The organism is Streptomyces sp. NBC_00659, from assembly GCF_036226925.1.
Classification (GTDB): Bacteria; Actinomycetota; Actinomycetes; order Streptomycetales; family Streptomycetaceae; genus Streptomyces.
Map to the genome: position 1 here is coordinate 5,465,572 of NZ_CP109031.1, position 20,489 is coordinate 5,486,060.

General features: G+C 70.7%; 21 protein-coding genes. 10 read left to right on the plus strand and 11 right to left on the minus strand.

Annotated elements, in window-relative coordinates; all coding sequences use genetic code 11:
• Positions 1 to 171: 171 nt before the first annotated feature.
• The 3 genes from OG410_RS23805 to OG410_RS23815 form a co-directional block, all read right to left on the minus strand.
• Complete coding sequence (locus tag OG410_RS23805) at positions 172 to 354, minus strand: hypothetical protein (protein WP_326786253.1); 183 nt, start codon at positions 352 to 354, stop codon at positions 172 to 174.
• The gene (locus OG410_RS23810; RefSeq protein WP_329301056.1) at positions 351 to 1,118 is read right to left on the minus strand and encodes an SDR family oxidoreductase; all 768 of its coding nucleotides are present in this window, start codon (positions 1,116 to 1,118) and stop codon (positions 351 to 353) included. Before OG410_RS23810 ends, OG410_RS23805 begins: the two co-directional genes overlap by 4 nt.
• 87 nt (positions 1,119 to 1,205) lie before the next feature.
• Positions 1,206 to 1,544 carry a YnfA family protein gene (locus OG410_RS23815; RefSeq protein WP_329301057.1) on the minus strand — a complete coding sequence of 113 codons (339 nt, stop codon included), beginning with the start codon at positions 1,542 to 1,544 and terminating at the stop codon, positions 1,206 to 1,208.
• Positions 1,545 to 1,939: 395 nt separating this feature from the next.
• Between OG410_RS23815 and OG410_RS23820 the strand changes: the two genes are divergently transcribed.
• Positions 1,940 to 2,443 carry a MarR family winged helix-turn-helix transcriptional regulator gene (locus OG410_RS23820; protein ID WP_329301058.1) on the plus strand — a complete coding sequence of 168 codons (504 nt, stop codon included), beginning with the start codon at positions 1,940 to 1,942 and terminating at the stop codon, positions 2,441 to 2,443.
• Here OG410_RS23820 and OG410_RS23825 read toward each other — a convergent pair.
• A complete protein-coding gene (locus OG410_RS23825; RefSeq protein ID WP_329301059.1) occupies positions 2,416 to 2,829 on the minus strand; it encodes a winged helix-turn-helix transcriptional regulator in 414 nt (137 codons plus the stop codon). The two genes, OG410_RS23820 and OG410_RS23825, sit on opposite strands and share 28 nt — an antisense overlap.
• 122 nt (positions 2,830 to 2,951) lie before the next feature.
• Here OG410_RS23825 and OG410_RS23830 point away from each other — a divergent pair, with 122 nt between their 5' ends.
• A complete protein-coding gene (locus tag OG410_RS23830; RefSeq protein WP_329301060.1) occupies positions 2,952 to 3,842 on the plus strand; it encodes a zinc-binding dehydrogenase in 891 nt (296 codons plus the stop codon).
• A gap of 13 nt (positions 3,843 to 3,855) precedes the next feature.
• Here OG410_RS23830 and OG410_RS23835 read toward each other — a convergent pair whose 3' ends face one another.
• A complete protein-coding gene (locus OG410_RS23835) occupies positions 3,856 to 5,247 on the minus strand; it encodes an MFS transporter (protein ID WP_329301061.1) in 1,392 nt (463 codons plus the stop codon).
• A 294-nt stretch (positions 5,248 to 5,541) separates the two neighbouring features.
• Between OG410_RS23835 and OG410_RS23840 the strand changes: the two genes are divergently transcribed.
• Together OG410_RS23840 and OG410_RS23845 are read left to right on the plus strand one after the other, a co-directional pair.
• Positions 5,542 to 6,633 (plus strand): LLM class flavin-dependent oxidoreductase, encoded by a 1,092-nt coding sequence (locus tag OG410_RS23840; protein WP_329301062.1) that lies wholly within the window; start codon positions 5,542 to 5,544, stop codon positions 6,631 to 6,633.
• Positions 6,630 to 7,319, plus strand: a complete 690-nt coding sequence (locus OG410_RS23845) for an FMN reductase (RefSeq protein WP_329301063.1) — start codon at positions 6,630 to 6,632, stop codon at positions 7,317 to 7,319. The genes OG410_RS23840 and OG410_RS23845 overlap by 4 nt, the downstream gene beginning before the upstream one ends.
• Positions 7,320 to 7,428: 109 nt before the next feature.
• Here OG410_RS23845 and OG410_RS23850 read toward each other — a convergent pair whose 3' ends face one another.
• The 3 genes from OG410_RS23850 to OG410_RS23860 all read right to left on the minus strand — a co-directional run bounded on the left by OG410_RS23850 (position 7,429) and on the right by OG410_RS23860 (position 11,767).
• On the minus strand, positions 7,429 to 8,940 hold the full coding sequence (locus tag OG410_RS23850; RefSeq protein WP_329301064.1) for a sensor histidine kinase: 1,512 nt from the start codon (positions 8,938 to 8,940) through the stop codon (positions 7,429 to 7,431).
• Entirely contained in the window at positions 8,941 to 9,657 is a 717-nt protein-coding gene (locus OG410_RS23855) for a response regulator transcription factor (RefSeq protein WP_329301065.1), read from the minus strand. It lies immediately after the preceding gene.
• A gap of 148 nt (positions 9,658 to 9,805) precedes the next feature.
• Positions 9,806 to 11,767 (minus strand): amino acid transporter, encoded by a 1,962-nt coding sequence (locus tag OG410_RS23860; RefSeq protein ID WP_329301066.1) that lies wholly within the window; start codon positions 11,765 to 11,767, stop codon positions 9,806 to 9,808.
• 161 nt (positions 11,768 to 11,928) lie between these two features.
• Here OG410_RS23860 and OG410_RS23865 point away from each other — a divergent pair, with 161 nt between their 5' ends.
• Positions 11,929 to 12,324 carry a hypothetical protein gene (locus OG410_RS23865; protein WP_329301067.1) on the plus strand — a complete coding sequence of 132 codons (396 nt, stop codon included), beginning with the start codon at positions 11,929 to 11,931 and terminating at the stop codon, positions 12,322 to 12,324.
• 17 nt (positions 12,325 to 12,341) lie between these two features.
• On the opposite strand, the gene OG410_RS23870 is transcribed toward OG410_RS23865, so the two are convergent.
• Positions 12,342 to 13,040, minus strand: a complete 699-nt coding sequence (locus OG410_RS23870) for a class F sortase (protein ID WP_329301068.1) — start codon at positions 13,038 to 13,040, stop codon at positions 12,342 to 12,344.
• Positions 13,041 to 13,330: 290 nt separating this feature from the next.
• Positions 13,331 to 14,026, minus strand: coding sequence for a hypothetical protein (locus OG410_RS23875; RefSeq protein ID WP_329301069.1), 696 nt, complete (start codon positions 14,024 to 14,026; stop codon positions 13,331 to 13,333).
• A gap of 463 nt (positions 14,027 to 14,489) precedes the next feature.
• Between OG410_RS23875 and OG410_RS23880 the strand changes: the two genes are divergently transcribed.
• On the plus strand, positions 14,490 to 15,227 hold the full coding sequence (locus tag OG410_RS23880; RefSeq protein WP_329301070.1) for an SDR family NAD(P)-dependent oxidoreductase: 738 nt from the start codon (positions 14,490 to 14,492) through the stop codon (positions 15,225 to 15,227).
• Between the two features lie 107 nt (positions 15,228 to 15,334).
• Here OG410_RS23880 and OG410_RS23885 read toward each other — a convergent pair whose 3' ends face one another.
• The gene (locus tag OG410_RS23885) at positions 15,335 to 15,772 is read right to left on the minus strand and encodes a hypothetical protein (RefSeq protein ID WP_326790851.1); all 438 of its coding nucleotides are present in this window, start codon (positions 15,770 to 15,772) and stop codon (positions 15,335 to 15,337) included.
• A 577-nt stretch (positions 15,773 to 16,349) separates the two neighbouring features.
• On the opposite strand from OG410_RS23885, the gene hemL reads away from it, so the two are divergent.
• From hemL to OG410_RS23905, 4 genes are all read left to right on the plus strand, one after another.
• Positions 16,350 to 17,666: a glutamate-1-semialdehyde 2,1-aminomutase gene (gene hemL, locus OG410_RS23890; protein WP_329301071.1), complete on the plus strand. Its 1,317-nt coding sequence runs from the start codon at positions 16,350 to 16,352 to the stop codon at positions 17,664 to 17,666.
• Positions 17,663 to 18,364, plus strand: coding sequence for a histidine phosphatase family protein (locus OG410_RS23895; protein ID WP_329301072.1), 702 nt, complete (start codon positions 17,663 to 17,665; stop codon positions 18,362 to 18,364). Before hemL ends, OG410_RS23895 begins: the two co-directional genes overlap by 4 nt.
• Positions 18,365 to 18,515: 151 nt before the next feature.
• Positions 18,516 to 19,778, plus strand: a complete 1,263-nt coding sequence (locus OG410_RS23900) for a hypothetical protein (RefSeq protein ID WP_329301073.1) — start codon at positions 18,516 to 18,518, stop codon at positions 19,776 to 19,778.
• Positions 19,779 to 19,844: 66 nt separating this feature from the next.
• Entirely contained in the window at positions 19,845 to 20,462 is a 618-nt protein-coding gene (locus tag OG410_RS23905) for a TlpA family protein disulfide reductase (RefSeq protein WP_329301074.1), read from the plus strand.
• Positions 20,463 to 20,489 lie beyond the last annotated feature (27 nt).

Consider the following 20,489-nt stretch of genomic DNA (forward strand, 5'->3'; position numbering starts at 1 on the left):
TTCCGTGCTGGTCAGGCCCCCGGCCGGGATGGCAGTCCCGGCCGGGGGCCGTCTTGTTTGATGTTGTGGCGCGAGCCTAGGTCGGGCGTTCGGTCGACGTGCGGGTGATCGAGTCAGTTCACCCGTGTGAGTTACGTGGGGGCCAGGTCGGCTTTGTCCGGCGGGCGTGGGTCACTTCGTGGACAGGACCGCGTAGATCATGACGAAGGCCACGATGTGGATGCCGAAGAGGAAGTACGCCAGGTAGTACCAGACGTAGCGTTCGCGCTTCTTCTCCAGGGCCAGGCGCGCCTGTTCGCCGGCCGGGGGTGGTGGCTGCGGCGGCTCGGGTGAAGGTGACTCGTCCGTGGTCACAGTTCCCGGTGCACCTTCGTGTTCGACGCCTGGGCGCGGGGGCGGACGACGAGCAGGTCGATGTTCACGTGGCTGGGGCGGGTGACGGCCCACGTGATGGTCTCGGCGACGTCGGCGGCGGTGAGGGGCTGGGCGACGCCGGCGTAGACCTTGGCCGCCTTCTCGGTGTCGCCGCCGAAGCGGGTGAGGGCGAACTCCTCGGTCTTGACCATGCCGGGGGCCACCTCGATGACCCGGACCGGCGTGCCGACGATCTCCAGGCGCAGCGTCTCCGCGAGCACGTGTTCGGCGTGCTTGGCGGCCACGTAGCCGCCGCCGCCTTCGTACGTGCCGTGGCCCGCCGTGGAGGACAGGACGACGACCGTGCCGTCGCCGCTGGCGGTGAGCGCCGGGAGGAGGGCTTGGGTGATGTTCAGGGTGCCGATGACGTTCGTCTCGTACATCTGGCGCCACTGGGCGGGGTCGCTCGTCGCGATCGGGTCGGCGCCGAGTGCGCCGCCCGCGTTGTTGACCAGTACGCCGATCGTCTTGAACGCCGACGCGAACTCGTCGACCGCGGTGCGGTCCGTGACGTCCAGGGCGTACGCGGTCGCCTGGCCGCCCGCCGCGGTGATCTCCTCCGCCAGCGCCTCGATGCGGTCCTTGCGGCGGGCCGTGAGGACGACGCGGTAGCCCTCGGCCGCGAGCTGTCGGGCCGTCGCGGCGCCGATTCCGCTGCTTGCACCGGTGATGACGGCGATACGGGATGCGGCGGCGGGGGTCATACGGCTGCTCCTTGGCGGTGTCTGCGGTGTCTGCGGTGTCTGCGTGTCTTCGGTCTCTGCGGTGTCTCCGGTCAGGATAGGTGGGGCTCAGTTGCCGCCCCGTGGGGCGTACATGATCACCGCTGCTCCGGCCAGGCAGATCAGGGCGCCGGTGATGTCCCAGCGGTCGGGGCGGTAGCCGTCGGCGATCACGCCCCAGGCGAGGGAGCCGGCCACGAAGACTCCGCCGTACGCGGCCAGGACGCGGCCGAACTCGACGTCCGGCTGGAGGGTGGCCACGAAGCCGTACAGACCCAGCGCCATGATTCCGGCGCCGATCCAGAGCCCGCCGCGGTGTTCGCGTACGCCCTGCCAGACGAGCCAGGCGCCGCCGATCTCCAGGAGTGCGGCCAGGACGAAGAGGAGGGCGGAGCGGGCGATGAGCATGGGGTCACTGTGTCAGGGCGATGCGGGTTCGCTGCGCTGGCGTTCGCGGTGCCGTGCGGCCCGTTCGCGGTGCGGTGCGGGTTCGGTGGGTGGGTCGGGGCCGTGCCGGTGCATCAGTCCGTCGCCGTTGGATGAGGCGTGGCCGTCGGTGGCGACGGACATCGATGTACCGGCACGGCCCCTTCCGCCGGATCCCGGCTGCGGGCGCGCGCCTGCTTGGGTACGGGCGTGGTTTTCAGCCCCTCCGGCGTTTGAGGAGCGGGGTTTGGGGCGGAGCCCCGGGGTGGGTCGGGTAGGGGCGGAGGGGGCGAAAGAAGGCCGGCGGGAACGCGGGTCGCCAGGGGGCGGGGGCGGTGCGGCGTACGATTTTGGCTGGGCTGGTGGAAGGGGGCCGTATGGCCACGGCTGGGGAACCGCGAGGGCGGCTGCTGGGGGAGCTGGCGGTCGTGTCGCGCCGGTACATGGCCTCGTACGCCCTGTTCAACCAGGCTCTCGCCGACCACGTCGGGCTGCATCCGACGGACGTGCAGTGCGTGAACCTGCTCAGCCTGGAGGACGGGCCCGTGACCACCGGGCGGATCGCCGAGATGACGGGGCTCACGACCGGGTCGGCCACGCGGCTGGTGGACCGGCTGGAGAAGGCCGGCTATGTCGTGCGGGAGCGCGATGTGGTCGACCGGCGGCGGGTGCTGGTCGCGACCGTGCCGGAGAAGATCGCCGAGTTCGGGCGGATGTGGGACCGGCTGGGCGCCGGGTGGTACGGCCTGTTCGACGGGCTCGACGACGACGAGGTGGCCCTGATCATCGGGCACATGCGGCGCACGGTCGACCTCAGTGCCGAACAGGTCGCGCGGCTGCGGTCCGGGGACCTTCAGGACACCTCGGACGGGGCGTCGTAACGCTCGCGGGCCTCGACGACCTCCTCGATGTGGTGCTCCGCCCAGTCCTTGACGGCGGTGAGCAGGCAGCTCAGATTCGTGCCCAGCGGCGTGAGTTCGTAGTCGACGCGGACCGGCACCGCCGGGGTGACCGTGCGGGAGACGATGCCGTCGCGCTCCAGGGAACGCAGGGTCTGCGTCAGCATCTTGGGGCTCACTCCGGCGATCTTGCGGCCGAGGTCGCTGTAGCGCATCGGTCCGCCCGCCTGGGCGAGCGCGCTCACGATCAGGCTGACCCATTTGTCGCTGATGCGGTCCAGGAGCTGGTTGGTGGGGCAGCTCTTGAGGAACGCGTCGTACTCGACGCGGGCCTGGTGGCGCCGCTGGGCCGCCGTCGTGGTCGCCATGACGCACCTCCGGGTGACGTACGCACCTTCAGGTGCCTACTTACCAATAGATAGTAGCTCTTCCTAGGGTTGTTGCAGCGGGAAAGAGACCCGTGGATGACCTACAGATGGGGTGAGCTGTGATGCGTGCAGCGGTTGTGTCGTCGTTCGGCGGTCCGGAGGCTGTCGAGATCGTCGAGGTCGCCGTGCCGGAGCCGGGGACCCGGCAGGTGCGGATCAAGGTGGCGGCGGCGGGAGTCAACCCCGTGGACGCCGGAGTGCGCGCGGGCGTCTTCGGGGGCGCGGGGCAGCGGCTGGGGCTCGGCTGGGACGTGGCGGGTGTGGTGGAGGCGGTCGGGGTCGCCTCGGGGTGGACCGTGGGTGACGAGGTGGTGGCGCTGGCGTACGGGACCGCCAAGACCCTCGGCACGCACGCCGATCTCGTGGTCGTCGACGCCGACGCGGTGGCCGCGGCGCCCCGCTCGGTCGACGTGGCGCACGCGGCGAGCCTGCCGCTCAACGCGCTGGCCGCGGCCCAGGCCCTGGACCGGCTGGGCCTGGAACCGGGGCAGAACCTGCTGATCACCGGTGCCGCCGGGGCGGTCGGCGGGTATGCCGTGCAGCTCGCCGCCCGGCTCGGGGTGAGCGTGACCGCGCTGGCCCGCGAGGGCGACGAGGAGCTCGTACGGTCCCTGGGGGCGGACCGGTTCGTGTCGGACGGGGTGGCTCCGCGGAGCGTGGACGCCGTGCTGGACGCGGCGATCCTGGGCGCGGACGCCCTGGACTGGGTGCGGGACGGGGGCGCCTTCGTGGGCGTCATCCCGGGGGCCCACCCGGCGTCCGTGCGCGGGGTGGGGACGAGTGCCGTGGAGGTCGCCGCCGACGGGGCCCGGCTCGCTGAGCTGGTGGCGCTCGTCGACGAGGGGGTGCTGACGACCCGGGTCGCCGGGACGTACGCGCTCGACGAGGTCGTCAAGGCGCACGCGCGGCTCGCGGAGGGCGGACTGCGGGGCCGGCTGGTGCTGGTGCCCTAGGACCGGTGGAGTGTCAGTGGTGCTGCTCCGGTGCCTTGAGGGGGAGCAGGGCTACGAGGGGGCAGCACAGGAGGGTGATGGCGGCCACGACGGTGAGGCTCACGGTGGTGGCGTGGGTCCCGCCGCCGTCGGTCCCGAAGTAGACGGTGGTGACGGCGGCGGCTCCGATCGCGTTGGCGAGCTGCTGGACCGCGCCGAGTGAGCCGCCCGCGCTGCCGGCCTCCGCGGGTGCGATGTCGCCGATGGTGACGTCGTACAGCGAGCCGAAACAGGCGCCCATGCCGAGGCCGATGACGAGCAGCGGGGGGACCAGGGCCCAGCCGCCGGTGTCCGTGCCGGAGACGGTGATCAGGGCGAGCAGATGGGCGGTCCCGGCGAGGGTGACGAGGAAGCCGATGAGGACGAGTCGGCGGCCCAGGCGGGCGATCAGGCGGTAGCAGGCGATCGAGGCGATGACGATGCCCGCGGACAGGGGCGTCAGGGCGAGCGCGGCAGCCGCGGGGGAGCGGCCGAGGTCCTGCTGGAGGAAGAGGGAGACGACGTAGAGGAGGCCGGCGACCGCGGCGAAGAAGACGACGCCGAGGAGCAGTCCCGAGGTGAAGCCGCGGTTGTGCAGGAGGGAGGGCTGGATCAGCGGGCTGGGCGCGGTGCGCTGGCGGTGCCAGAACCCCGCGAAGAGCGCGAGGCCGGCGGCGAGGAGGAGGACGGGGAGCGCCGTCCAGCCGTGGGCCGAGCCTTCGATGAGGCCGGTGAGCAGGGCGAGCATGGTGGCGGCGAGGAGGGCGGAGCCGGGGACGTCGACGGTGGTCGAGCGGTCGCCGGTGTCGCGGGGGAGCAGGCGGGCGGCGGCGAGGAGTGCGGCGCCGCCGAGGACGAGGTTGATGAGGAACATCGAGCGCCAGCCGAGACCGGCGAGGTCGGCGTCGATGAGGAATCCGGCGAGGACCGGGCCGCCGACGGCCGAGAGGCCCATCACCGGTCCGAACAGGCTGTAGGCCTTGCCGATCTGGTCCCGGGGCCAGGTCGCGCCGAGGATGCCGAAGCCCTGGGGGATGACGAGCGCGCCGAACGCGCCCTGGAGGAGACGGGCGGCGACGAGGGTTCCCGGCGTGGGCGCGAGGCCGCAGGCGACCGAGGCCGCGGTGAAGCCCGCGAGGCCGGTCAGGAAGAGCTGGCGGCGGCCGTACTTGTCGCCGAGCCGTCCGCCGAGCACGAGCAGGACGCCGAGCGCGAGGGCGTAGGACGCGCCGAGCCACTGGATGAGGGTGGTGCCGCCGCCGAGGTCTCGGGCGATGGTCGGGGCGGCGATGTTGGTGATGGTGCCGTCGAGGAGGTCCAGGACGTCGGCGGCGAGGACGACGCCGAGGATGGCCCAGCGGATGCGGGCGGGCGGGTGCTCCGTCATTTGATGAGCGTCATGCAGTATCTGTGTCACGCAGATAAATGTCGGGCATGGGGTGCGGTGCGGTCAAGTGGGATAGCGGACGGGTGTGCCGGCCGTCGTGGTGCGGCGGGTGTCGTAGGCCTTGGGGGCCGGCCGTGCGGTGCGGCCGGCGCCGTGGCCCTTCGGGGTGGGCTGCGCGGTGCGGGCCGCGTCATGGTTCCCCGGGACGGGCTTGCGGCGGGGCCGGAATACCTGAGGTGAGGTGGTGGTTCGAGGGTATAGTTGAACAATCAACAAGGTGGAGGGTGAGAGACCATGCAGTTCGGGATCTTCAGCGTCGGCGATGTGACACCGGACCCGACCACGGGCCGGGAGCCGAGCGAGCACGAGCGCATCAAGGCCATGGTCGCCATCGCGCTGAAGGCCGAGGAGGTCGGCCTCGACGTCTTCGCGACCGGCGAGCACCACAACCCGCCGTTCGTGCCGTCGTCCCCGACCACGATGCTCGGCTACATCGCGGCACGCACCGAGAAGCTCGTGCTGTCCACGTCCACGACGCTGATCACCACCAACGACCCGGTGAAGATCGCCGAGGACTTCGCGATGCTCCAGCACCTCGCGGACGGACGGGTCGACCTGATGATGGGCCGCGGCAACACCGGGCCGGTCTATCCCTGGTTCGGGCAGGACATCCGGCAGGGCATCAACCTCGCCGTCGAGAACTACGCGCTGCTGCACCGCCTGTGGCGCGAGGACGTGGTGACGTGGGAGGGCAAGTTCCGTACGCCGCTCCAGTCGTTCACGTCGACGCCGCGCCCGCTGGACGGTGTCGCGCCGTTCGTCTGGCACGGCTCCATCCGCTCGCCCGAGATCGCCGAACAGGCCGCGTACTACGGCGACGGCTTCTTCCACAACAACATCTTCTGGCCCGCCGACCACACCAAGAAGATGGTCGAGCTCTACCGCGAGCGGTACGCGCACTACGGGCACGGAACGGCCGAGCAGGCGATCGTCGGCCTCGGCGGCCAGGTCTTCATGCGGTCCAACTCGCAGGACGCCGTACGGGAGTTCCGGCCGTACTTCGACAACGCGCCGGTCTACGGGCACGGGCCGTCGCTGGAGGACTTCACCGAGCAGACGCCGCTGACCGTCGGCTCGCCGCAGCAGGTCATCGAGAAGACGCTGGCCTTCCGCGAGTACGCCGGTGACTACCAGCGCCAGCTCTTCCTGATGGACCACGCCGGGCTGCCGCTCAAGACCGTCCTGGAGCAGCTCGACCTCCTCGGCGAGCAGGTCGTGCCGGTGCTGCGCGAGGAGTTCGCCAAGGGGCGCCCGGCCGGTGTGCCGGACGCGCCGACCCACGCGGCCCGGGTGGCCGCCGCCAAGGAAGAGGTGACCGTCGCATGAAGCTCGTCGTCGTCTCGGCGGGGCTGAGCGTTCCGTCGTCCACGCGGCTGCTGGCCGACCGGCTGGCGGCCGCGACCGCCGACCGGGCGCCCGGTCCGGTGGACCTGCGGGTCGTCGAACTGCGCGACCTGGCCGTCGAGATCGCCCACAACTTCACCAACGGCTTCCCCGGCCGGGCGCTGTCCGCCGCGATCGACGACGTGACCTCGGCGGACGGGCTGATCGTCGTCACGCCGGTGTTCTCCGCCTCGTACAGCGGGCTGTTCAAGTCCTTCTTCGACGTGCTCGACAAGGACGCGCTGGCGGGCAAGCCCGTGCTGATCGGGGCCACCGGGGGGACCGGGCGGCACTCGCTCGTTCTCGAACACGCGCTGCGGCCGCTGTTCGCGTATCTGCGGGCGGTGGTCGTGCCTACCGGGGTGTACGCGGCTTCGGAGGACTGGGGGGCGGAGGGGCTTGCCGAGCGGATCGAGCGGGCGGCGGGTGAGCTTCTTGCCCTGATGACAGCGCTGACCGTCGACTCGGCGCCCGGAGCGTCGGCCTCGGCTCCGGTCTCGGCAGCCTTTTCAGGTGCGGCTCTGCCGGCCGGGCCCGAAGTGGCTGTTCCTGCTCAGCCCGCGCCTGGCCGGGCGGACGGTTTCCACGTGGTGCCGTTCGAGGAGCAGCTCGCGGCGCTGCGGGTGTAGCGGGTTTCTTCGCCCCCTCCGCCCCTACCCGTCCCGTACCCGGGGCTCCGCCCCAGACCCCGCTCCTCAAATGCCGGAGGGGCTGGGAGCGCCCCCGTGGTCGGGTGTCTCAGTCCAGTGCCTGGGCGCCTTTCACCGTGAAGCCGATTACCGTGCCGCCGTCCTTTCGGGGGTGGGCGAACGGGGTGCCTCCGTGGGCTGCGGAGATCTCGCGGACGATCGACAGGCCCAGGCCCGAGCCGGGGAGGCTGCGGGCGTCGGCGGCCCGGTAGAAGCGGTCGAAGACGCGCACGAGGTCGTCGTCGCCGATGCCGGGACCGCGGTCGAGCACCTCGACGCGGACCGGTGCGGGACCGCCCGTGGAGGCGGCAGAGGCGGCTGAGGTGGCTGAACTCGTGGGGCTCGTAAGGGGGGCGGGGATGTCGGTGGGGGGCATGCCTGGCTGTCGGGCCGGGCCTGTCACCACGACCTCGATCGGCGCCTTTCCGCCCCGGTCGAACTTGGTGGCGTTCTCCACGAGATTGGAGACCGCGCGCTGGAGGGCGGTCGGGCGGCCGTCGACCGCGGTGTCGCCGGTGGCCCGGACGGTGATGTCCCGGCCGGTGCGGCGGCGCGCGACGACCGCGACGTCCTCGGCGAGTTCGGCGAGGTCGAGCCGCCGCACGGGCTCGGTGTCCGACCGGCCGGCCGCGAGGGCGACCAACTCGTTGACCAGGTCGGTCAGTTCCCGGGACTCCAACGCCAGATCGGCGACGAGTTCCTCACGGGCGTCGGGCGGCAGTTCGTCGATCCGGCGGAGCATCGAGATGTTCGTACGCAGGGAGGTCAGCGGCGTACGGAGTTCGTGTCCCGCGTCCTGGACCAGGCGGCGCTGGTCCTCCTCGGACTGGGCGAGACGGCCGAGCATCCGGTCGAAGGAGCGGCCGAGCCGGGCCACCTCGTCGTACCCGGTGACCGGCACCTGGATGCCGAGACGTCCGGTGCGCGCCACGTCCTCCGCGGCCCCGGCGAGCCGCACCAGGCGCCGGGTGATGCGCCGGGCCAGCCACCAGCCGAACAGCCCCGCGGCGATCACGACGGCCCCGACGAGCAGCACCGTGCGCTGCTGGAGCTCCCGGAGCAGATCCTCGGTGTCGCTGAACTGCTGGGCGACCTGCACCGCACCCCGTCCGCCGCCGAGCGAGACGGTCGCCAGGCGGTAGCGGTCGCCGGTGACGTCGACGTCCTTGTGCTCCATCAGCCCGCCCGCCTCGGCGGCGCCGGCGACCGCCCGGTCCCGGCCGTCCACGGGCAGGGGCGGAACGCCGTGGTCGACGATCGCGCCGCCGGGCCCGAGCACCTGCACGTCGGTGCGGCTGGGCCGGATGATGTCGTCGAGGGGCCCGTTGTGGTCCGGGTCCGAGGAGGCGAAGTCGCCCGGGTGCAACGGATGTTCACGGACCTGGTCGCGCAGGTCCTGCACCACCTCGGCGAAGACGGTCTGCTGGTCGACCCGCACCAGCCGCGCGGCGGCGTCGTAGCTCAGGAAGCCGACCAGGACCGTGACGGCGGCGGCGACGGCCGCGAAGGACACGGTGAAGGTGGCCCGCAGCGAGGACACCTGCCGCAGCCGTCGGCGCACTCAGTCCTCCCTCAGGACGTATCCCACGCCCCGCACGGTGTGGATCAGCGCCGGGGCGCCCGGCTCGTCGAGCTTGCGCCGCAGATAGCCCACGTACACGGCGAGGTTCTTGGAGCCGGGGCCGAAGTCGTAGCCCCAGATCCGGTCGTAGATGGTGGAGTGGTCGAGGACGATGCCCGCGTTGCGGACGAGCAGTTCGAGGAGCTCGAACTCGGTGCGGGTCAGTTCCAGCTCGCGCCGGCCGCGCCAGACACGGCGGGCCTGGATGTCCATGCGCAGCCCGGCCGCGGAGATCTGCGCCCCGGACGTCCGGGGCGCGGGGGTCGGCGCGTCGTCGTCGAGGGCGCCGTTCCCGGTGCGGCGCAGCAGGGCGCGCAGCCGGGCGAAGACCTCCTCGACGTCGAACGGCTTGACGACGTAGTCGTCGGCGCCGGCGTCGAGGCCGGCGATGCGGTCGGCGGTCTCGACGAGCGCGGTGAGCATCAGGATCGGGGTGCGGTCGCCCTCGGCGCGCAGCACGCGGCACACCTGGAGGCCGTCGATGCCGGGCATCATGACGTCGAGGACGAGGACGTCCGGCGGGGTGCGGTGGGCCTGGGCCAGCGCTTCCACGCCGTCGGCCACGGCCGTCACCGTGTAGCCCTCCAGTGTCAGTGCCCTTTCCAGGGCATGGCGGATGGCGCGGTCGTCCTCGGCGAGCAGTACGTTCTGGGGCACCTGACCAGTCTGCCAAGCCGTCGGCGGCATGCGACCTGGTGAGCGGGTCCGCGACGGGCCTTCATACCGGCCTCTCACCTCTTCGCGGTGTGTCGGACGTGGCTGCTCCGGACTTCACCGGGCCTGACCGGGACCGACCCCGGGCGGGTCAGCCGACGTGTACCCGTGGCCGGCGCGCGCGGTCGGGTTCGGCCTCGCGCAGCACTTCCCTGGTGACGGGGGCGACCTCGCCCTGGCCGAAGAGGAAGAAGCGCAGGAAGTTGGTGAAGGGGCTGCCCTCGGTCCACTCGAAGTAGATGTGCGGGATGCCGCCCGTGGTGTCGCGGACGTAGAGCAGCAGGGCGGCGAGGGCGTTGGGGATGGAGGCGGATTCCAGGGTGATGACGCGGTAGCGGCCGTGCAGCACCTCACCGCGTACGTTCATGACGGACTCGAACTCGGAGGGGTCGCCGACGGTGACCTCCAGGAAGACGAAGTCCTCCTGGGGCGGGAGGTCGTGGTCGGCGCGGATCTGCTCGATCTTCTCGCGGTACTCGGTGATGTCGCGCTTGTCGGGCTCGTTGGCGATGAAACGGATCCGCCGGCTCGCGATGTCCCGTACGAACCGCTCGGCCATGTCGTCCATGGTCATGCTGGTCACGCGCAGTTCGAACGCGCGGGCGAGCCGGGAGAGGAAGGAGACGAGCATGATGCCGGCGATGAAGCAGGCGCCGATCTTCACACCGTCGGGGCGTTCGATGACGTTCACGACGGTCGTGTAGAGGAAGACCGCCGAGATGACGGCGAAGGCGATGGTCCAGTGTTTCTGGCGGGCCTTGCGGGCGGCGATGGTGACGGCGATGGCGGCGGAGCTGATCAGGACGAGGACACCGGTGGCGTACGCGCCGCCCTGCGCGTCGACGTCGGCGTCGAAGATCCAGGTGACGAGGAACGCGATCAGGATGAAGACGATCACCATGGGGCGGACGGCGCGGGCCCAGTGCGGGGCCATGCCGTAGCGCGGGAGATAGCGCGGCATGAGGTTGAGCAGCCCGGCCATGGCGGAGGCGCCGGCGAACCACAGGATGGCGATCGTGGAGACGTCGTAGACGGTGCCGAAGGCGTTGCCGAGGTACTCGTGCGCCAGGTAGGCGAGGGCGCGGCCGTTGGCCTGGCCGCCCGGCTCGAACTCCTTCTCCGGGATCAGCACGGTGGTGATGAAGCTGGTCACGATCAGGAAGACGCTCATGATCACGGCGGACGTCGTGAGCAGTTTCTTCGCGCCGCGGATACGTCCGGCCGGCTTCTGTTCGGTGTCGCCGGGGTCGCCCTCCACGTGCGGCATGACCGCCACGCCGGTCTCGAAGCCGGACAGGCCGAGCGCGAGTTTGGGGAAGACCAGCAGGGACACCCCGATCATCGCGAAGACGTTCCCGTGTTCGGCGGTCAGGGCGGTGGTCCAGTCGGTGACGACGTACTCGTGGGTGATCACCTGCCAGATTCCCGACGCCGCGACCACGACGTTGAGCCCGAGGTAGATGGCCACCAAAACCACCGCGACGCCGATCGCCTCCAGGAAGCCCTTGAGGAAGACCGCGCCCAGCAGGGCCACCAGGAACAGGGTGATCACCATCTGCTTGTCGTGCAGGGCGCTGTTCAGATGGGGGTTCTCCACCAGGTGGGTGGAGGCGTCGGCCGCCGAGAGGGTGATGGTGATCAGGAAGTCGGTGGCGGCGAAGCCGAGCAGGGTGAGGACGAACAGCTTGCCCTTCCAGAAGGAGAGCAGGCGTTCCAGCATCGCGATGGAGCCCTCGCCGTGCGGGCTCTCCTCCGCGACCCGGCGGTAGACGGGCAGCGCCCCCGCCAGGGTGACGATGACGAGCACGATGGTCGCGATGGGGGACAGCAGTCCGGCCGCGAGGGCGGCGATGCCGGGCTGGTAGCCGAGGGTGGAGAAGTAGTCGACGCCGGTCAGGCACATGACGCGCCACCAGCGCTGTCCCTTGTGCACGGGCTCGGGCTCGGCGGCCGGCCGCGGCAGCTGGCGGCCCTTGCTCTTGCCCATGTCGGACAGGCCCTCCAGCATCCACGCCCGCAAGCGACTCGGCGGGGCGGGCTCGGTGCTGGCCATCGGTGGCTCTCCTGACGTACGTCTCTTCGAACGGTTCCGGCCATCGAGGAGACGGCGCCCATCAGCGTATGCAGAGAGTGATCCACGGGCCCAAGCGTCCATGGGCCTCAGGCGTCAAGCTTGCGTTAAGACCTGCTGGTCGCGCATCACGAGAGCGCCGAGTGGCAGGTGTCCGTCGCCCGTTCAGGGTGCCGGCCCGCTCACGGATGGGCCGCCTGGCCTGCTGCCCGCGACTTGCTCGGGCAAGGAGTCGGCGATTTCGGAGAGTTCCCGCGTCCGGCGACAGCGCGGACACGAAGTCCGCCGCGAAGGAGCTGCGCGACTACGGCAAGGCCCGCAGCCTCGTACGGGTCACCGAGGACGTCGAGCGCGTCCAGGAGCGCACCGACGGCCATGCCCTGATCTCCACCGGCATCGGGGCCGAGGACGACGCCGTCGGCAGGGCGGAGAAGGTCACCGCGGCCTACCGCGCCTACGCGAAAGGCGCCGGCAAGCCGTCCTCGGTGACCGTCTACAACGTCTGCAACGTCTACGGCGACTCGCTCGTGACGCGGTAGCCGGACCGCCCGCCCGCTCAGACGAGATGGGCGAAGACCACCAGGTTGTCGGTGTAGTCCTTGACGGTGCGGTTGTAGGTGCCGGCGCAGGTGATGAGGCGGACCTCGGCGTCGGAAGTGTCGGCGTACACCCTGTCGTCGGGGAAGGCGTCCTTCGCGAAGGTCTCGGCGCTGTCGACGACGAAGGACGCCGTCCGGCCGTCGGACCGTTCGACGCTGAACTTGTCGCCCTTCTTCAGGTCTCCGAGACCGGCGAACACGGCGGCGGAGGTCTTCGTGTCGACGTGCCCGGCGATGATCGCCGTCCCCGCCTCCCCGGGGGAGACGCCCTTGGCGTACCAGCCGACCAGGTTCGTGTCGTTCGCGGGCGGGGCCTCGAGCTTGCCCGTGGCGTCGATGGCGAGGTCGGTGAAGGGCGCGTCCACCGAGATCTTCGGGATGCGCAGCCGGGTCGGCTCGGCCCGCGGGAGATGCCTCGCCGCCGGGCGGTCGTTCGAGGGCGAGGCCGAGGCCGAGGACACGGGCGCGTGCGCGTGCGCGGGGGCCGCCGCGGCAGGGGAGGCGGGGCCGGACGACTGGTCCTGGCGGTGGAGCACGTTCGTGGCCACCAGGACCGCGAGACCGGCGCACCACACGACCCATGTGGCACGGCGTCTGAAGGTCCGCTCGGGTGACGGGTGCGGGGTCTCGGCGGGAGAGGACAACCGGGCTGCCATCGGGCACCACCTCATCGGGTCGGGGCAGCGGAACGGACTGGGCGGGAGCGGCGGGAACAGCAGGACGGGCAACAGAAGCAGCAGCAGAAGCAAGGCCGGGAAGGTCCGGCAGCAGCAGAAGGGCCGGCAAGAACGGCAAGGTCGGCAAGGTCGGCGGAAGCAGCAGGAGACCCAGAAGCCGGTGCAAGACCGGCAAGGTCGGCAAGGTCGTCAGAAGCCGGAGGAGAGACCGGCCGGGCCGCCACGGGGTGGGTGGGTGGCGGCCCGGACCGCTATGTCGTCAGGCATGGTCAGGCCACACCACCCGCGGCGTTCCTACGGCGCAGCATGTACACGCCCGCGGCCGCGAGGCCCAGGACGCCGACTCCGCCGGCCGTGACACCGGAGGACGTGGCGAGACCGCCGCCGCCGGTGTGCACGCCGCCGTGCGGCTTGCCGCCGGACTCCTTGCTGCCCGAGTCCCATGAACCCTTGCTGCCCGAGTCCCACGAGCCCTTGTCCGTCCCGGAGTCCCAGGAACCGCTGCTGTGGTCGGAGCTCGAGGAGTCCTTGTCCTTGTAGGTCTCCGGGTCGTACTTCTTGTCGCCCTTGGCGGAGTCGTCCGTCTTGACGGACGTCAGCGCACCGCCGCCGGTGTGTACGCCGCCTTCCGGCTTCTGGTGGTGCCAGGTGGGCTTGCCGTGGTCGCTCTCGCTGTCCTTGCCGTGCTCGGCTCCGTATCCGGAGTCTTCCGTCTCCTTGCCGTATCCCGAGTCCTCCTTCTCCTTGCCGTAGCCGGAGTCCTCCTTCTCCTTGCCGTACCCAGAGTCCTCCTTCTCCTTGCCGGCGGAGGACGAGGAGGAAGGGGACGAGGAAGAGGAGGAAGAGGAGGAAGAGGAGTCGCTGTGGTCCCAGTCGCCGGCCGCGACGGCGTACGCGCCGGGGGCGCCGATCGCGAGAGCGGCGGTGGCCGTCGCAGCGGCCAGGAGCATGCGGGCAGATCGCATTGTGGGAGTCCTTCCGTCAGAACCAGGCAGCTGACCTCTTGTCAGCAGGCGAAAACCCGGTGCGACGTGATCCACCGTCAATCCGATCGGGCGAGCCCACCACCCGGGAAGCTCGCCCGGCCCATGGCCGGGGCCCCGCCCTGCGGCCGCCCTGACGATCGCCCGAGGTCGGTCCGGCTTCTCTGACCTGCCGATTCGTCGCGCTCGCCCCGAGGGGAGCCGTCCTGAGCGGTGTTCTTCGGATGACCCGATCGGCGGCGACACGTCTGCTTCGCCGGATGGGCCGTGCGAGGTGCTCACCGTCAGATCCCGTTGTCCTGAAGGCTCTTGTCCTGAGCGAACCGTGGGAGATTCTTGGGCGAGTCATGTCCTGGCGGCGACCGAAGGTGCCGTGGGCGCGGGAGAGCGGGAGTGGCCCCCTCTGCCGTCACACTGATGGTTCGTGTCGTGAGGAGAGGCGATCGTGCGGAACGGGCGGAGGATCACGGTGGTGACGGGCGGCAGCCGCGGGATCGGCGCCGCCGTCTGCCGGCGGCTGGCCCTGGAGGGCCATGACGTCGTCATCGGCTACCGGTCCGACCGCGCGGCGGCCGAGAAGGTGGCGGACGCCGTCGTGGACGCGGGCCGGCGCTGTCTGACGGTGGCCGTGGACACCTCCGACGCCGCCGCGGTCGACGGGCTCTTCGACGCGGCGGCCGCCGAACTCGGCCCGGTCACCGGGCTGGTGAACAACGCGGGCGTCAGCGGACCCAACGGACCACTGGCCGACGCTGACCCCGACGGCATGCGGGACGCCCTCGCGGTCAACGTCCTCGGCTATCTGCTGTGCGCGCGCCGTGCCGTACGGGAGATGGCGGCGTCCGGCGGGGGTGCGATCGTCAACATCTCGTCGTCGGCGGCGACCCTCGGCAGTCCGGGGCAGTACGTCCACTACGCGGCGACGAAGGCGGCGGTCGACGCCCTGACCGTCGGCCTGTCCAAGGAGGTGGCGGCGGACGGCATCCGCGTGAACGGTGTCGCTCCGGGTGTGGTCTGGACCGACTTCCACGAGGACCCGCAGCGCCCGGCCTGGATGGCCGACGTCATTCCCATGGGCCGCGCGGGCCGGCCGGAGGAGATCTCCGGTGCGGTGGCCTGGCTCCTGTCGGACGACGCCTCGTACACGACGGGTGCGGTCCTGCGGGTCGCGGGCGGGCTGTAGCGGGGGTTTCCCGGTGGTCCGTGCCCCGGGCCGGTGATCGTCCGCGACCCCGGGGCATGAAAAAAGGCGGGGTCCGGAAACCCCGCCCGCTGCTCAGGAACCCCGGATCAGGGCCACACCAGGCAGTACGGCTGATGCCCCGCCTCGTGCAGGCGGTGCGAGAAGTCCTGCCACTCGTGCAGGAGCTGGTAGACGTTGAAGGCGTCCCGTGGGCCGCCCCGGTCCGGGACGGTGGACCAGATGAAGGCGGCCGCGCCCACGGCCTCCTCGCCCAGGCCGCGCAGCGGGTCGACGACGGTCATCGGGAGCTTGACCACGGCGTAGTCGGGGTGCAGGACGACAAGCTCCAGAGGCGGAACCTTGTTCAGGGGGACGCCTTCTATGCCGGTGAGGACCATCGCGGCCATCGTCTCCGGCTTGATCTTGGTGAACATGCCGTTCATGCCGAGTTCGTCGCCGCCGAGTTCTTCGGGGCGCATCGAGATCGGGACCCTGGCGGCCGTCGCGCCGTCGGGCGCGCCGAAGTATTTGTACGTCACCCCCACTCGGCCACCATTCCCGCTCTCCGCCCGCAGTCGTTCGACCGCGCGATCGATCCGCTCGTCGGGGTCACCCTGCGATCCCTGTGCCTGTCCCGCTCTGCCGGCCGCTTCCTCCGCCTCACGCCGGTGCTTCCCCCGCCGGGCACGCCGAGGGTTGAGGTCGTCGGTCCCCTCGCCCAGTCCACCGCGATGCATATCTCCACCCGACTGCTTTTCTAAGTCGCGAGACCCCCGCCACGCAACCCGATCATCGTGACAGTGACCTCCCCCACGGTCGCACGCCGAAACGTACGCCGAAATACCTGTCCGCGGGATCTTCGCGGCCCCTGAACACCGTCGTTCATGTGAGCTGTCCGTTCTGGTCCCAGTTTCGCAGATGGCCGGGCGAAGCGACCCGGTTGTCATACCGGGCTGCGTCACACCGGCCCGGCGATGGCCGGGATCATTCCTCTGTGGAGAGCCGTACGTCGGGCCGGGGCCGTCCGTTCACGGCGCCCCGGTCTTCCCCTCGCGGCCCACCGGACCCCCTGGCCTACCCTGAGGAGGTCACTAGCCCCCGGAGTCGGAGACGTCGCAGGTCATGACTGAACTGCCTTATCCCTACGTAGCCCCAGCCTCGCAGTCGCTGTTCGACCGTGCGACGGCCGTCACACCAGGTGGCGTGAATTCTCCGGTGCGCGCCTTCCGCGCCGTGGGCGGTACGCCCCGGTTCATGGTGTCCGGTACCGGTCCGTATCTGACCGACGCCGACGGCCGTGAGTACGTCGACCTGGTCTGTTCCTGGGGTCCGATGATTCTCGGGCACTCCCGCCCCGAGGTCGTCGCCGCCGCTCAGGAGGCCGTCGCGCGCGGTACGTCCTTCGGTACGCCCGGTGAGGGGGAGGTCGTCCTCGCCGAGGAGATCGTCGCCCGCGTCGAGCCCGTCGAGCAGGTCCGGCTCGTCTCCAGCGGCACCGAGGCGACCATGTCGGCCATCCGGCTGGCCCGCGGGTTCACCCGGCGCACGAAGGTGATCAAGTTCGCCGGCTGCTACCACGGCCACGTCGACTCGCTGCTCGCCGCGGCGGGCAGCGGGGTCGCGACCTTCGCGCTGCCCGACACGCCCGGCGTCACCGGCGCCCAGGCCGCCGACACCATCGTCCTGCCCTACAACGATCTCGAAGCCGTGCAGGCCGCGTTCCACGCGCACCCGGGCGAGATCGCCTGTGTGATCACGGAGGCCTCGCCCGGCAACATGGGTGTGGTGCCGCCGGCGCCCGGTTTCAACCAGGGCCTCAAGGACGCCTGCGCGAAGAACGGCGCCCTGTACATCTCGGACGAGGTCATGACGGGCTTCCGTACGAGCCGGGCCGGCTGGTACGGGATCGACGGTGTGCGTCCGGACCTGATGACCTTCGGCAAGGTGATGGGCGGCGGCTTCCCGGCCGCCGCGTTCGGTGGCCGCGCGGACGTGATGGCGCACCTCGCGCCGGCCGGGCCGGTGTACCAGGCGGGCACGCTCTCGGGCAATCCCGTCGCCACCGCCGCCGGGCTCGCGCAGCTGCGGCTGCTCGACCAGGCCGCGTACGACAGGATCGACGCGGTGTCGGCGCGGATCCAGGCGCTGGTGACCGAGGCGCTCACCAAGGAGGGTGTGACCCACCGTCTGCAGAGCGCCTCCAACATGTTCTCCGTCTTCTTCACGGGACGTGAGGTGCGCGACTACGAGGACGCGAAGGCGCAGGAGTCCTTCCGCTACACCGCGTTCTTCCACTCGATGCTGGCGCAGGGTGTCTACCTGCCGCCGTCCTCGTTCGAGTCGTGGTTCGTGTCGACGGCCCATGACGACCAGGCGGTTCAGAGGATCGCCGACGCCCTTCCGGCGGCGGCGCGGGCAGCGGCGGAGGCCACGGCATGAGCGGGACCAGCGACAAGAACGGCGCGGGGGACATCACCGTCGTCCACCTGATGCGGCACGGCGAGGTCGCCAACCCGGACGGGGTGCTCTACGGGCGGCTGCCCGGGTACCACCTGTCCGAGCTCGGGCGGCAGATGGCCGACCGGGTGGCCGAGCACCTCGGCTCGCGCGATGTCACGCATGTCGTGGCCTCGCCGCTGGAACGGGCGCAGGAGACGGCCACGCCGATCGCGAAGGCCCACGGGATCGACCTGGCGACGGACGGGCGGCTCATCGAGGCCGACAACGTCTTCCAGGGCAAGACCTTCGGGGTCGGGGACGGCGCGCTGCGGCGGCCGGAGAACTGGAAGCACCTGGTCAACCCCTTCAAGCCGTCCTGGGGCGAGCCGTACGTGGACCAGGTCGTCCGCATGATGGGTGCGCTGGACGCCGCCAAGGACGCCGCACGCGGCCACGAGGCGGTGCTGGTGAGTCATCAGCTGCCGATCTGGATCGTCCGCAGCTACGCGGAGAAGCGGCGGCTGTGGCACGACCCGCGCAAGCGGCAGTGCACCCTGGCGTCCCTGACCACCTTCACCTACCGCGGCGACAAGATCGTGTCCGTGGGCTACACGGAGCCCGCGCGCGATCTGGTGCCGGCTCATCTCCTCGCGGGCGCCAAGCCGGTGAAGGGCAAGGACAAGGCATTCGGGGCCTGACGGTCGAAAGCGAAGAGTCGGGCCAAATGGGCGTATCTTCGTAAAATCACATAAATCTGCGCGCGTTAAAGGGAACCCGCGACTTCATCGCGCCCTCTCATGGGATACAAGCTGAGAGTCAGCTGAGAGGGTGCGATGAAAAGAGGACCGTATGCGCGACGTCAGCCGAAGGGGAATGATCGGCCTCGGTGCGGGTGCGGCGACCGCGCTCGGACTCGCCGCGTGCGGTACGACCTCGGGCAAGGAGGCCAAGCGGCGTCCTGACCCTTCACCCACCGGCGGCCCCGGCCGTCCGGGCGCCCCGAAGAAGCCGGCCGTACGTCTCATCGGCGACGGGTCCACCGCCTACACCGGCAAGCAGCCGCGCCAGCCGCTGGCTCCCGTGCCGCTCGAACCCGGCGAGACCCCGCCGCAGTTCGTGGTCTTCTCCTGGGACGGAGCCGGAGAGGTCGGCACGGGCCTCTTCGACCGCTTCCTCCGGCTCGCCAGGGAGAACGACGCGCACATGACGTTCTTCCTCTCCGGGCTGTATCTCCTGCCCGAGTCGAAGAAGCGTCTCTACGACCCGCCGAACAACCCCCGCGGCGCCTCGGACATCGGCTATCTGAGCGACGATCACGTCCGCTCCACCCTGAAGCTGGTCCGTCAGGCCTGGCTCGACGGCCACGAGATCGGCACCCACTTCAACGGCCACTTCTGCGGCGGCTCCGGCTCGGTCGGCAACTGGACGTCCCGGCAGTGGGCCAGCGAGATCGAGCAGGCCAAGTCCTTCGTCACCGAGTGGCGCACCAACACGGGCTGGACCGACCTGCCCCCGCTGCCCTTCGACTACGAGAAGGAGCTCATCGGCGCCCGCACCCCGTGCCTGCTCGGCCAGAACAGCCTGCTGCCCGCCGTCAAGGAGCTCGGCTGGCGCTACGACGCCTCCTCGCCCGGCGGTGTCCAGCGCTGGCCGCAGAAGAAGGAAGGGCTGTGGGACCTGCCCCTGCAGGCGATGCCCTTCCCCGGGCACCGCTTCGAGGTCCTCTCGATGGACTACAACATCCTCGCCAACCAGTCGGTCGCCACCACCCGCGCGCCCTCGTACAACTACCCGGGCTGGCGCACACAGGCCTCCGCGTCGTACGTGGCGGGATTCAAGCGGGCATTCGAGACGAACCGGGCGCCCTTCTTCATCGGCAACCACTTCGAGGAGTGGAACGGCGGCATCTACATGGACGCCGTCGAGCACGTCTTCACCCACATCGCACGGGAGAAGCAGAAGGGCTCCGACGTGCGCATGGTCTCCTTCCGGCAGTTCGTGGACTGGCTGGACGTCCAGCGGCCCGAGGTGCTGGCGAAGCTCCAGGCCATGGACGTGTCCGAGGAGCCCACCGGCGGCTGGCACCGCTACCTTCGGGGACATGCCGCCTGAAATGCGGGTTTCCACCCGCAAGGGGGGTGCGGAAGATCCCCGAATCGGGCATGCGAAACTTTTCACATGAGTGCCGCCTGCCGCGCAGACCAGCGCCCGAACCGCCCCCGCGCCGCCCTGTATGCCGCGGGGGCCGCCGTCGCCGCGCTCGTGCTGTCCGCGTGCACCTCCGGCGGTACCTCCGGCGGTGCGGGCAACAGCAACTTCGTCCCCGGCAAGAACGGCATCTCCACCGTCGCCAAGGGGTCCAGGGACGCCGCCCCGGACCTCTCCGGCAAGACCGTCGACGGCAAGCGGCTCGACATCGCGGACTACAAGGGCAAGGTCGTCGTCCTCAACGTGTGGGGATCCTGGTGCCCGCCGTGCCGCGCCGAGACGCCGAACCTCGTCAAGGTCGCCAAGGAGACCGCCGCCCAGGGCGTGCAGTTCGTCGGCATCAACACCCGTGACCCCAGCACCTCCCCGGCCAGGGCCTTCGAGGAGCAGCAGGGCGTCCCGTACCCCAGCCTGTACGACCCGACGGGCAAGCTGATGCTCCGCTTCAAGAAGGGCACGCTCAACCCGCAGACGATCCCCTCCACGATCATCATCGACCGGGACGGGAAGATCGCGGCCCGCACGCTCCAGGCGCTCAGCAAGGACAAGCTGCACGAGATGCTCGACCCCGTTCTCGCGGAGAAGTGACCGACGTGTCCCTTCTCCAGACGTCCA